We start from the raw sequence: 12643 nt of genomic DNA, 5'->3' as shown, positions 1-12643 counted from the left end.
CGCAGGTACACGTTGAGCTCCTTGACCACATGAATCGGCAACCGGATGGTCCGGGTCTGATTCATGATCGCGCGCTCGATGGTCTGACGAATCCACCAGGTCGCGTAAGTCGAGAAGCGGAAGCCGCGTTCAGGGTCGAACTTTTCTACCGCGCGGATCAGCCCAAGGTTGCCCTCTTCGATCAGATCCAGCAGCGACAGCCCCCGATTGACGTAACGCCGGGCGATTTTGACCACCAGCCGCAGGTTACTTTCAATCATGCGCTTGCGCCCGGCAGGATCGCCACTTTGCGACAGACGCGCAAAATGAACTTCTTCCTCAGGGGAGAGCAACGGGGAAAAGCCGATTTCGTTGAGATACAACTGCGTGGCATCAAGTGCCCGCGTGTAATCGATGTACTTGTGTTGTTTCAGTGAAGTGGAGTTTTTGGATTTGGAACGAACGGAAGGTGGAGCAGCCCCTTCATCATTCAACATCGAATCCGAATCGATGCCGGCCTCCATAAGGAGAACCTCATCGTCGATGTCAAACTCCGGCACTTCTTTACTGAGAGCCATTGTTATAGTCCTTTGGTGAGTTCGACCCCAAGCTCAAGCGACGCCTTTATCCTTGGCAACGCTGGAGCCTGTCCCCTCTACGCGACGGAACAGGCTGGCTTACAAATCAACGTCTTGGCAGGAACTGCAGCGGATCTACTGGTTTACCTTGTCGGCGAATCTCAAAATGCAGTTTCACCCGGTCTGTACCCGTTGACCCCATTTCGGCAATTGTCTGTCCGACCTTGACCTGCTGCCCCTCCCGAACCAACAGCCTGCGGTTATGTCCGTAGGCACTGACGTAGGTTTCGCTGTGTTTGATGATGACTAATTCGCCGTAGCCCCTTAAGCCACTCCCGGCGTAAACCACCGTCCCATCAGACGCAGCTAAAACAGGCTGTCCCAAATCCCCGGCGATATCAATTCCTTTATTCAAACTACCGTTTGAAGAGAATTTACCAATAAGAATGCCATTAGATGGCCATCCCCAGCCGGTCGGGGCCGGGCCTGCCGGGGGCAATGGAGGCGGTGTCGACTTGCTGGCGACGGACGGTACAACCGTTGTCGCTGCGGCCCCGGAACCGGTGGTTGTGGTGGTCGTCGTGCCATTCGCCTGGCGCCGGATTACCGTAGTTTTGCTCGAGGAAGACGGCGAAGAACTGCTGCTGCTCACCACTGCCGTCGACGTTGATCCGGTACGCCCGTCGAAGCGAATTGTCTGACCCGGATGTATCGTATACGGCGTAGGAATGTTGTTCCTGGCGGCGAGGGCTTTGTAGTCCCAGCCGTAGCGAAAAGCGATGGAAAACATCGTATCGCCCGGACGGACTACATACTGCCCGGTCGTTACCGCAGGACGCTGGGCCACCGCATTACGATCAACCACGCGCACGTTGCTCGATTTTGTGCTGGAGCAACCGACCAGCAAGGTGCTCAAGACAAGGCCAGTCACCAGGCGCTGAAAGCTCGTGTTACCCATACGCTGCGCAATGACTGTGAGACTCACCCGCCGCTCCCTTTGTGGTGGCTGAAAAATTTGGAATGCCGTATTCCGGCATGAGGTGTGGCAAGTATAACTGGCCGATGCGGCTTTACCTTTAATGAAGCGAAATCGCTTCGCGCACACGTTTGCCAATCGACAATTCGCTGCGTTTAAACCATTGCTGCCGCTGTAAGACCGACACCAGCGAAAGGAATTCAGCGCCTTTAAACAAATGCTCAGGCGAGTGGCCCGTTGAGCAAAGGCACGAATCGAACGGCTCCCAAAACACGACGGGAAAAACCGTTTTCTTCGCGCACGATCAGCAACAATTGCTGTACTTCACCCGAGCCGACCGGAATCACCAGACGTCCGCCCGGAGCCAATTGATCGAGCAATGCCTGCGGCACATCGGTGGCCACCGCCGTGACAATGATGCCGTTGTACGGTGCCAGAGCCGGCCAGCCTTCCCAGCCATCGCCCCAACGGAACACCACGTTACGCAGGTTCAGCTCGACCAGACGTTCCTTGGCCCGATCCTGCAGAACCTTGATGCGCTCAACCGAAAACACCCGCTCCACCAGCTGCGACAACACGGCAGTCTGATAACCGGAACCGGTGCCGATCTCCAGCACCTTGTCCAGCGGCCCTGCTTCCAGCAGCAGCTCGCTCATGCGCGCCACCATATAAGGCTGAGAAATGGTCTGGTTGTGGCCAATCGGTAGTGCGGTGTCTTCATAGGCGCGGTGCGCCAGCGCTTCATCGACAAACAGATGACGCGGCGTACGCCGGATGACTTCCAGCACCTTGGCGTTGGACAGGCCTTCTTCATACAGACGCTGGATCAGACGTTCGCGGGTGCGCTGCGAGGTCATGCCGATGCCGCGACGCAACATATCGTCTTGTTCACGAGACATCAGCGCAGTCCCTCCAGCCAGCCGTCGAGGCTTCGGAAGGCATCGTTGAAGGTGCGATCAAGCTGCAACGGGGTGATCGAAACATAGCCCTGCATCACTGCATGGAAATCGGTGCCCGGGCCGCCATCTTCGGCGTCGCCAGCGGCGGCGATCCAGTAACCGGCCTTGCCACGCGGGTCGACCACTTTCATCGGCGCTGCCGCACGGGCGCGATGGCCGAGACGGGTCAGTTGAATGCCACGAATATGATCAATCGGCAGATTCGGAATGTTCACGTTCAGCACCGTGCGCGGCGGCAGATCGAGCCCGGCGTGGGCCTCGACCAGTTTGCGCGCAAAGTGAGCCGCCGTAGGAAGATTGTCCACCTGACGTGAGACCAGCGAGAAAGCAAACGAAGGACGTTCGAGGAAGCGCCCTTCAAGGGCTGCCGCCACGGTCCCGGAATACAACACGTCATCGCCAAGGTTGGCGCCGAGGTTGATCCCTGAAACCACCATGTCCGGCTGGCGCTCCAGCAGGCCGTTGAGGCCCAGGTGCACGCAGTCGGTCGGTGTGCCATTGAGGCTGATAAAGCCGTTGGCCAGATATTGCGGGTGCAGCGGACGGTCCAGCGTCAGCGAACTGCTGGCGCCGCTCTTGTCCTGCTCAGGGGCGATAACCACGCATTCGGTGTAATCCGCCAGCGCAGCATAAAGCGCGGCAAGACCGGGTGCGGTTACCCCATCGTCGTTTGAAATCAGAATACGCATGGGCTGTCCGTCTGCCCCACCGGCACCAGATCAACGAGCTCGCGCACCAATACGGTGGCAAAGCATCCGGCCGGGAGGACGAATTCCAGTTGCAGAATGTCAGGCTCGGGATAATGCCACGACAACCCGCCAATGGGCAGTCGCAGGATGCGACGTTCGTGGCTCATACCGGCATTAATCAACCAATCGCGCAGATCCGCTTCACGGGCGGCAATTTCCTGCTCCAGATCATGGACAGCGCCGGTCGCCGGCGAGTCACCTTCGCCCCACTGCGGGCCGGTCGGATGCAGATCGAGAATCGCCAGGCGTGGATCGCTGCACTCGGCCTCACCGGCCGGGAAAAAGCTGCGGCTGTCAGTGAACGCCAGCAGATCGCCGACCAGCGCACGTTGCCAGGTGCCATCGGCAACCCGCGCCGCCAGTACCTGATTGAACAAAAAGCTGCGCGCCGTCGACAACAGTCGCGAACGCACATTGCGTTGCTCCGGCAGAGCCTTGCGCGCCGCCCAGGAACGGGCATCGACCACGTTGCCGCCGTCAAAGCCAAAGCGCTGGGCGCCGAAATAATTCGGAATACCTTGTTTAACGATTTGCTGAAGACGTTCTTCGATTGCCGCCTTGTCGCCGGCGAACTGCGTCAGACGCAAGGTGAAACCATTCGCCGAATGCGCGCCGCGTTGCAGCTTGCGCTTGTGGCGGGTGGTCTTGAGGATCTTCAGCGTGTCGTTTTCCGCCGCTGACAGATCCGGATCAGCCTTGCCCGGCAACTGCACACTGAACCACTGACGGGTCAGCGCCTGACGATCCTTGAGCCCGGCATAACTAACCGTGCGCAAAGGCACGCCGGCAGCCTTGGCAATCCGCCGTGCTGCTTCTTCGGTGTTCAGACCGCGTTTTTCCACCCAGATCCACAGGTGCTCGCCATCGCCGCTGAACGGGATGTCGAGGACTTCATCGACCTGAAAATCTTCAGCGATGGCTTTCAGTACCGCGGTGCCGAGGGCGTCGCCATAGGCACGCGGGCCGAGCAATTGCAGTTCGTTCATGCGCGCAGCAACAAGGCAACGGAGTGCACGGCGATGCCTTCTTCGCGACCGACAAAGCCAAGCTTTTCGGTGGTGGTAGCTTTCACGTTCACTTGATCCAACTCAACTTGAAGATCGGCGGCAATCAGTGCGCGCATCGATTCGATATGCGGGGCCATTTTCGGCGCCTGGGCGACGATGGTGTTGTCGACGTTGCCGACCTTCCAGCCCTTGGCGTGGATCAGCCCGACCACATGACGCAACAGCGCACGGCTGTCAGCACCTTTGAATTGTGGATCGGTGTCCGGAAAATGCTTGCCGATATCACCCAGCGCCGCAGCGCCGAGCAAGGCATCGCTCAAGGCGTGCAGCAGGACGTCACCGTCGGAATGAGCGAGCAGCCCGAAGCTGTGTGCGATACGCACGCCGCCCAGAGTAATGAAATCGCCTTCAGCGAAACGGTGCACATCATAGCCGTGGCCAATACGCATAAAAAAACGCCCCGATTTTTGTCAGGGCGTGATTCTACCTGCATTAGCCACGCAGAGCGCGTACGTGATGCTGCAAGTGGTCGTCTATGAAGCTCGATATGAAGAAATAGCTGTGGTCGTAGCCCGGTTGCAGCCGCAGCGTCAGCGGGTGCGCCGCTTGTTTTGCTGCTTGTTGCAGGGCTTCGGGTTTGAGCTGGGTGGCGAGGAAATCGTCACGATCACCCTGGTCGACCAGCAATGGCAGTTTTTCACTGGCTTCAGCGATCAGCGCGCAGGCATCCCACTCACGCCACTTCGAACGGTCTTCGCCCAGATAACGGGAAAAAGCCTTCTGCCCCCAAGGGCAATCCATCGGGTTGTTGATCGGCGAAAATGCCGACACCGATTGATAACGCCCCGGATTGCGCAGGGCACAGACCAGCGCACCGTGACCACCCATCGAGTGACCGCTGATGCTGCGTTTATCCGATGCCGGGAAATGCGCCTCAACCAGTGAAGGCAATTCCTGGACGACATAGTCATGCATCCGATAGTGCCGCGACCAGGGTTCCTGCGTGGCATTCAGATAGAATCCGGCACCGAGGCCGAAATCCCACGCACCGTCCGGATCACCCGGCACATCAGGGCCACGCGGACTGGTGTCCGGCGCAACGATGATCAGCCCCAATTCCGCCGCCATGCGCAGCGCGCCGGCCTTGTGCATGAAGTTCTCGTCGGTGCAGGTCAGCCCCGACAGCCAATACAGCACCGGCAGCTTGCCGCCCTGCTCTGCCTGCGGCGGCAGGTACACGGCAAACACCATGTCACAGCCAAGCACATCGGAACGATGACGATAGCGCTTGTGCCAGCCGCCGAAACTTTTCTGACAGGAGATGTTTTCCAGACTCATGTAAAGACTCCTACGCGCTCACGGCAACAAGCCTTCAAGACCTGCTGCCATGTCGTCACGGTTGATCAGAAATGAATGACGGTACGAATGCTCTTGCCTTCGTGCATCAGGTCGAAAGCCTTGTTGATATCTTCCAGGCCCATGGTGTGGGTAATGAAGGTATCCAGCGGGATTTCACCGCTTTGCGCCATCTCGACGTAGCTAGGCAACTCGGTACGGCCACGTACGCCGCCGAACGCCGAACCGCGCCAGACGCGACCGGTGACCAACTGGAATGGACGGGTAGAGATTTCCTGACCGGCACCGGCCACGCCGATGATGACCGACTCGCCCCAACCCTTGTGGCAGCATTCCAGCGCAGCGCGCATCAGTTGCACGTTGCCGATGCACTCGAAGGAGAAGTCGACGCCGCCATCAGTCATGTCGACGATCACTTCCTGGATCGGGCGATCGAAGTCTTTCGGATTGACGCAGTCGGTAGCGCCCAGTTGCTTGGCGATTTCGAATTTGGCCGGGTTGATGTCGATTGCAATAATCCGCGCAGCCTTGGCTTTCACCGCGCCGATCACCGCCGACAGACCGATGCCGCCGAGGCCGAAAATGGCCACGGTGTCGCCCGGCTTGACCTTGGCGGTGTTGATCACTGCACCGATGCCGGTGGTGACGCCGCAACCGAGCAGGCAGACCTTTTCCAGTGGCGCATCCTTGGAGATTTTCGCGACGGAGATTTCCGGCAACACGGTGTATTCCGAGAACGTCGAAGTACCCATGTAGTGGAAAATCGTCTCGCCCTTGTAGGAAAAGCGCGAAGTGCCGTCCGGCATCAAGCCTTTGCCCTGAGTGGCGCGAATCGCCTGACACAGATTGGTCTTGCCCGACTTGCAAAATTTGCATTGGCCGCATTCCGGGGTGTACAGCGGAATCACGTGATCGCCAACGGCAACCGAAGTCACGCCCTCGCCGATGGCTTCAACGATTGCGCCACCTTCGTGACCGAGGATCGACGGGAAGATGCCTTCCGGGTCCGCGCCGGAGAGGGTGTAGGCATCGGTGTGACAAACCCCGGAAGCCACTACGCGCAGCAACACTTCACCGGCCTTGGGCATGGCGACATCGACTTCAACGATTTCCAGCGGCTTCTTGGCCTCGAAGGCTACGGCGGCGCGCGACTTGATCATGCTGACTCTCCAGTGAATCCATTGAATAAAAAACCAGACTGGGAGTGTAATACATCGACTTACAGTGAATAATCCGGCCAAAAGCAAAACATTATTGCCATGCAGGGATAATCAACGATGTCCGAAAACCGCTGGGAAGGCATCGACGAATTTGTCGCCGTCGCTGAATGCAGCCAATTCACCGCCGCCGCCGAACGTTTAGGCGTTTCTTCCTCGCACATCAGTCGACAAATCGTACGACTCGAAGAGCGTTTGCAGACCCGCCTGCTCTATCGCAGTACCCGCCGAGTAACGCTGACCGAGGCAGGTCAGACGTTTTTGCAACACTGCCAACGTTTGCAGGACGGTCGTGAAGAAGCCCTGCGCGCAGTCGGCGATCTGACCAGCGAACCAAAAGGCATGTTGCGCATGACCTGCGCCGTGGCTTACGGCGAGCGTTTTATCGTGCCGCTGGTGACGCGGTTCATGGGGCTGTATCCGCAGTTGCGCATCGATATTGAATTGAGCAACCGCCAACTCGATCTGGTGCATGAAGGGCTGGATCTGGCGATCCGTTTGGGTCGATTACAGGATTCGCGACTGGTTGCCACTCGGCTGGCGCCACGGCGCATGTATCTCTGCGCGTCACCGTCCTACCTCGAACGGTACGGTCGGCCACACAGTTTGTCGGAACTGTCCCGCCATAACTGCCTGATCGGCAGTTCGGACATCTGGCAGCTTGAGCAGAATGGCCGGGAGTTTTCCCAGCGAGTGCAGGGCAACTGGCGCTGCAACAGTGGGCAAGCGGTGCTGGATGCGGCGTTGCAAGGGGTCGGGTTGTGTCAGTTGCCGGACTATTACGTGCTGGAGCATTTGCACAGTGGCGCGCTGGTTTCGCTGCTGGAAACGCATCAACCACCGAATACGGCGGTGTGGGCGCTGTATCCGCAGCAACGGCATTTATCGCCGAAGGTGCGCAAACTGGTGGATTTTCTCAAGGAAGGTTTGGCCGAGCGGCCGGAGTATCGGATTTGAGTTTGCGTCGACTGCGAATCTACCATCGCCAGCAGGCTGGCTCCCACAGAGGATCTTTAGTGGATACAGATTTTGGTTCAACGCAGATCATGGGTGGGAGCCAGCCTGCTGGCGATAGCGATGCGGCAGCCACCAAAACACTCAGCGGCGGTTAGCCCAACGCTGACGCAGCCATTCCAGATCTTCTGGCCGAGTGACTTTGAGGTTGTCGGATCGACCTTCGATCAAGCGCGGTGCAAGACCCGCCCACTCCATCGCCGACGCTTCATCAGTAATCACCGCATCCGCCACCAGACTGTCCGCCAGCGCCCGATGCAACGCACCGAGGCGGAACATCTGCGGCGTATACGCCTGCCAGATCACACTGCGATCAACGGTTTCAACGACTCGACCGTGCTTGTCGACGCGCTTGAGGGTGTCACGCGCCGGCACTGCCAACAGACCGCCAACCGGATCATCCGACAGCTCGCTGAGCAACTTGTCGAGATCATCGCGGCTCAGATTCGGCCGAGCGGCATCGTGCACCAGCACCCAATCCTCATCGTCTGCACCTTGCGCGTGCAGATGCAGCAAGGCATTGAGCACCGAGCCGGAACGTTCAGAGCCACCCTCGACCCGTTGAATCCGCGAGTCGCCAGCGCAGGCCAGGTTCGGCCAGTAAGGATCATCAACAGCAAGACTGACCACCAGCCCCTTGAGGCTCGGGTGATCAAGGAAACAGCCGAGGCTGTGTTCGAGAATTGTGCGCCCGCCCAGTTGCAAGTATTGCTTGGGACGGTCCGCGGCCATACGGGCACCGACGCCCGCGGCAGGAATCACGGCCCAGAAGGCCGGTAGCGAATTGATCATTGAGCCAGCTGGTAAAGGGTTTCACCGTCCTTGACCATGCCCAGCTCATGGCGAGCCCGTTCTTCAACGGTCTCCATGCCTTTCTTCAGTTCGCTGACTTCCGCGTCCATCACCCGATTGCGCTCCAGCAGGCCTTCGTTCTCGGCATGTTGATCAGCAATCTGCTGATTCAGCTCGGCAACTTGCGCCAGACTGCCATTGCCCACCCACAGGCGGTACTGCAGACCGGCCAGCAGCAAGAGCAAAACGAGAAACAACCAGTAAGGACTGCGCATCGAATATCAGGTATCCAGTGAAAAAAGACAGCCACACAAAAACTTTGAAACGTCTGATAGCACGAAGCCTGGAAGATCCAGGCTTGTGCATATAAGGCATCAGATTAGTGGCAAATCCATCGCTGTCACGACTTTTCCGACACAATCCGGTGTCTTTTTTACCATGTACTTATCAGCCGCGGAACTCGGAGCGACCGTTGTACTTGGCTTTGCCATTCAACTGCTCTTCGATACGCAGCAGTTGGTTGTACTTGGAAACGCGATCGGAACGGCACAGAGAGCCGGTCTTGATCTGGCCAGCCGCAGTGCCCACAGCCAGATCGGCAATGGTCGAATCTTCGGTTTCGCCGGAGCGATGCGAGATGACGGCGGTGTAACCAGCGGCCTTGGCCATCTGGATGGCTTCCAGGGTTTCGGTCAGGGTGCCGATCTGGTTGAACTTGATCAGGATCGAGTTGGCGATCTTTTTATCGATGCCTTCTTTCAGGATCTTGGTGTTGGTTACGAACAGGTCGTCGCCTACCAGTTGGGTCTTCTCGCCGATTTTGTCGGTGAGGATCTTCCAGCCAGCCCAGTCGGACTCGTCCAGACCGTCTTCGATGGAGATGATCGGGTAACGCTCGGTCAGACCTTTCAGGTAATCAGCGAAACCTTCAGCGGTGAATACCTGACCTTCGCCGGACAGGTTGTACTTGCCGTCTTCGTAGAATTCGCTGGCCGCGCAGTCCAGAGCCAGGGTCACGTCGGTGCCCAGCTTGTAACCGGCGTTGGCCACAGCTTCCGAGATCACTTTCAAAGCGTCTTCGTTGGAAGCCAGGTTCGGCGCGAAACCACCTTCGTCACCGACTGCGGTGCTCAGGCCACGGGCCTTCAGCACAGCTTTGAGGTGATGGAAAATCTCGGTGCCCATACGCAGACCTTCCGAGAAAGACTTGGCGCCAACCGGCTGAACCATGAATTCCTGGATGTCGACGTTGTTATCGGCGTGCTCGCCACCGTTGATGATGTTCATCATCGGAACCGGCATCGAGTACACACCCGGGGTGCCGTTCAGGTTGGCGATGTGTGCGTACAGCGGCAGGTCCTGGTCCTGTGCAGCAGCCTTGGCCGCAGCCAGGGATACGGCGAGGATGGCGTTGGCGCCCAGGGTGCCTTTGTTTTCGGTGCCGTCCAGCTTGATCATCGCGTGATCGAGGGCTTTCTGGTCGCTTGGGTCTTTACCCAACAGCAGGTCACGGATCGGACCATTGATGTTGGCTACGGCCTTGAGCACGCCCTTGCCCAGGTAACGGCTCTTGTCGCCATCACGCAGCTCGAGCGCTTCACGCGAGCCAGTGGATGCACCGGACGGCGCGCAAGCGCTGCCGATGATGCCGTTGTCGAGAAGCACGTCCGCTTCCACGGTGGGATTGCCACGGGAGTCGAGAACTTCACGACCTTTGATGTCGACGATTTTTGCCATTGTTGTAAACACTCCAAAGTTGACGAAAACGACGCAGCTAGAGGAAATCTTCAATCGTCGGCAAGCGAAGTACAGCGGGCAGACTTGCAGACGACAAGGCTCAGGCCCGAGGGCCTGAGCATTAAATCGTGCGGTACTTTACCGGAGAATTGAGGTTTACGCGGTTTCTACCGTCGGAAAACTCTTCACCAGTTCGTCCAAAGCTTTGAGCTGGGCCAGAAATGGCTCCAGTTTGTCCAGACGCAAGGCGCAAGGGCCGTCGCATTTGGCGTTGTCCGGGTCCGGATGCGCTTCGAGGAACAGACCGGCCAGGCCCTGGCTCATGCCAGCCTTGGCCAGATCGAGAACCTGTGCACGGCGACCGCCGGCGGAGTCGGAACGACCGCCAGGCATTTGCAGCGCGTGGGTCACGTCGAAGAATACCGGGTACTCGAACTGCTTCATGATGCCGAAGCCGAGCATGTCGACCACGAGGTTGTTGTAGCCGAAGCTCGAACCACTCTCGCAGAGGATCAATTGATCGTTACCCGCATCCACGCACTAGTTCAGGATGTGTTTCATTTCCTGAGGCGCGAGGAACTGGGCTTTCTTGATGTTGATCACTGCATTGGTCTTGGCCATCGCGACGACCAGATCGGTCTGGCGCGACAGGAAGGCTGGCAGTTGAATAATGTCGCAGACTTCAGCGACGACCGCGGCCTGCGCAGGCTCGTGGACGTCGGTGATGATCGGCACGCCGAAGGCTTGTTTGATGTCCTGGAAGATGCGCATGCCCTCTTCCAGGCCAGGACCACGATAAGAGGCCACAGAAGACCGGTTGGCCTTGTCGAAACTGGCCTTGAACACGTAAGGGATACCGAGTTTTTCGGTGACCTTCACATACTCCTCGCAAACCTGCATGGCCATGTCGCGGCTTTCCAGCACGTTCATGCCGCCGAACAGCACCATGGGTTTGTCGTTGGCAATCTCGATGTCGCCGACGCGGATGATCTTCTGTGCCATCGGGGTTACGCCTTCTTCTGGTGTTGAGCCAAAGCTGCCTTGACGAAGCCGCTGAACAGCGGGTGACCGTCACGTGGAGTCGAGGTGAACTCAGGGTGGAACTGGCAAGCGACGAACCAAGGATGATCCGCAGCTTCAACCACTTCAACCAGTGCAGCATCTGCCGAACGACCGGAAATTTTCAGGCCGGCTTCGATCAGTTGTGGCAGCAGGTTGTTGTTCACTTCGTAACGGTGACGGTGACGCTCGACAATCACATCCTTGGCGTAGCAATCGTGCACCTTGGAGCCGGCTTCAAGCAGGCATTCCTGTGCGCCGAGACGCATGGTGCCGCCCAGATCGGACGCTTCGGTACGGGTTTCGACAGCACCGGTAGCATCTTCCCACTCGGTGATCAGACCCACGACCGGGTGACCGCTGGTGCGGTCGAACTCGGTGGAGTTGGCGTCTTTCCAGCCCATCACGTTACGAGCGAACTCGATGACCGCCACTTGCATGCCCAGGCAGATACCCAGGTACGGAATCTTGTTCTCGCGAGCGAATTGAACGGCAGTGATCTTGCCTTCCACGCCGCGCAGACCGAAGCCGCCTGGTACCAGAATCGCGTCAACACCTTCCAGCAGCGCAGTGCCCTGGTTTTCGATGTCTTCGGAATCGATATAGCGCAGGTTGACCTTGGTGCGGTTGCTGATACCGGCATGGCTCATCGCTTCGATCAGCGACTTGTAGGCATCCAGCAGTTCCATGTACTTACCGACCATGGCGATGGTGACTTCGTGCTCCGGGTTCAGCTTGGCGTCAACCACGGCTTCCCACTCGGACAGATCGGCACCGCCGCACTGCAGACCGAAACGCTCTACGACGAAATCGTCCAGACCCTGCGAGTGCAGGATGCCCGGGATCTTGTAGATGGTGTCGGCGTCTTCCAGCGCGATAACCGCACGCTCTTCAACGTTGGTGAACTGCGCGATCTTGCGACGCGACGAAATGTCGATCGGGTGATCGGAGCGGCACACCAGCACGTCCGGCTGCAGGCCGATGGAACGCAGTTCCTTGACCGAGTGCTGGGTTGGCTTGGTTTTGGTTTCGCCGGCGGTGGCGATGTACGGCACCAGCGTCAGGTGCATCAGCATCGCGCGCTTGGCGCCGACTTCGAAACGCAGCTGACGGATGGCTTCGAGGAACGGTTGCGACTCGATGTCACCCACGGTGCCACCGATCTCGACCATTGCCACGTCGGCATCGCCTGCTCCCTTGATGATGCGGCGCTTGATTTC

Annotated in this window: 13 protein-coding genes and 1 pseudogene; 1 reads left to right on the top strand and 13 read right to left on the bottom strand. The window is 58.4% G+C overall.

Going from position 1 to position 12643, the window contains the following annotated elements:
- The 8 genes from ACIOZM_RS23535 to ACIOZM_RS23500 form a co-directional block, all read right to left on the bottom strand.
- A partial coding sequence (locus ACIOZM_RS23535; RefSeq protein ID WP_401217889.1) for a sigma-70 family RNA polymerase sigma factor occupies nt 1-557 on the bottom strand: 557 nt, incomplete at its 3' end.
- A 106-nt stretch (nt 558-663) separates the two neighbouring features.
- A complete protein-coding gene (locus tag ACIOZM_RS23530; RefSeq protein WP_401217886.1) occupies nt 664-1542 on the bottom strand; it encodes a peptidoglycan DD-metalloendopeptidase family protein in 879 nt (292 codons plus the stop codon).
- 212 nt (nt 1543-1754) lie between these two features.
- Entirely contained in the window at nt 1755-2390 is a 636-nt protein-coding gene (locus ACIOZM_RS23525) for a protein-L-isoaspartate(D-aspartate) O-methyltransferase (RefSeq protein WP_401217996.1), read from the bottom strand.
- A 41-nt stretch (nt 2391-2431) separates the two neighbouring features.
- Entirely contained in the window at nt 2432-3181 is a 750-nt protein-coding gene (gene surE, locus ACIOZM_RS23520; RefSeq protein WP_150604698.1) for a 5'/3'-nucleotidase SurE, read from the bottom strand.
- Entirely contained in the window at nt 3169-4227 is a 1059-nt protein-coding gene (gene truD / locus ACIOZM_RS23515) for a tRNA pseudouridine(13) synthase TruD (RefSeq protein WP_401217883.1), read from the bottom strand. The genes surE and truD overlap by 13 nt, the downstream gene beginning before the upstream one ends.
- Nucleotides 4224-4697 (bottom strand): 2-C-methyl-D-erythritol 2,4-cyclodiphosphate synthase, encoded by a 474-nt coding sequence (gene ispF, locus ACIOZM_RS23510; protein WP_042557897.1) that lies wholly within the window; start codon nt 4695-4697, stop codon nt 4224-4226. Before ispF ends, truD begins: the two co-directional genes overlap by 4 nt.
- Before the next feature lie 43 nt (nt 4698-4740).
- On the bottom strand, nt 4741-5586 hold the full coding sequence (fghA, locus tag ACIOZM_RS23505) for an S-formylglutathione hydrolase (protein ID WP_401217880.1): 846 nt from the start codon (nt 5584-5586) through the stop codon (nt 4741-4743).
- Nucleotides 5587-5651: 65 nt separating this feature from the next.
- The gene (locus ACIOZM_RS23500; RefSeq protein ID WP_401217877.1) at nt 5652-6764 is read right to left on the bottom strand and encodes an S-(hydroxymethyl)glutathione dehydrogenase/class III alcohol dehydrogenase; all 1113 of its coding nucleotides are present in this window, start codon (nt 6762-6764) and stop codon (nt 5652-5654) included.
- Nucleotides 6765-6881: 117 nt separating this feature from the next.
- Between ACIOZM_RS23500 and ACIOZM_RS23495 the strand changes: the two genes are divergently transcribed.
- Nucleotides 6882-7778: a LysR substrate-binding domain-containing protein gene (locus ACIOZM_RS23495; protein WP_401217874.1), complete on the top strand. Its 897-nt coding sequence runs from the start codon at nt 6882-6884 to the stop codon at nt 7776-7778.
- A gap of 141 nt (nt 7779-7919) precedes the next feature.
- Here ACIOZM_RS23495 and ispD read toward each other — a convergent pair whose 3' ends face one another.
- The 5 genes and pseudogenes from ispD to ACIOZM_RS23470 form a co-directional block, all read right to left on the bottom strand.
- Complete coding sequence (ispD, locus tag ACIOZM_RS23490; RefSeq protein ID WP_401217871.1) at nt 7920-8627, bottom strand: 2-C-methyl-D-erythritol 4-phosphate cytidylyltransferase; 708 nt, start codon at nt 8625-8627, stop codon at nt 7920-7922.
- The gene (ftsB, locus tag ACIOZM_RS23485; RefSeq protein ID WP_007908838.1) at nt 8624-8902 is read right to left on the bottom strand and encodes a cell division protein FtsB; all 279 of its coding nucleotides are present in this window, start codon (nt 8900-8902) and stop codon (nt 8624-8626) included. Before ftsB ends, ispD begins: the two co-directional genes overlap by 4 nt.
- 172 nt (nt 8903-9074) lie before the next feature.
- Entirely contained in the window at nt 9075-10364 is a 1290-nt protein-coding gene (gene eno, locus ACIOZM_RS23480; RefSeq protein WP_401217868.1) for a phosphopyruvate hydratase, read from the bottom strand.
- A 156-nt stretch (nt 10365-10520) separates the two neighbouring features.
- Nucleotides 10521-11366 (bottom strand): annotated as a pseudogene (kdsA, locus tag ACIOZM_RS23475) (3-deoxy-8-phosphooctulonate synthase).
- Between the two features lie 5 nt (nt 11367-11371).
- A partial coding sequence (locus tag ACIOZM_RS23470) for a CTP synthase (protein WP_401217865.1) occupies nt 11372-12643 on the bottom strand: 1272 nt, incomplete at its 5' end.

This window comes from Pseudomonas sp. NPDC087346, assembly GCF_044744235.1.
In the GTDB taxonomy this organism is placed as follows: Bacteria; Pseudomonadota; Gammaproteobacteria; order Pseudomonadales; family Pseudomonadaceae; genus Aquipseudomonas.
The sequence above is the reverse complement of the archived record's forward strand: the minus strand, read 5'-3'. Positions and strand labels throughout refer to the sequence as shown.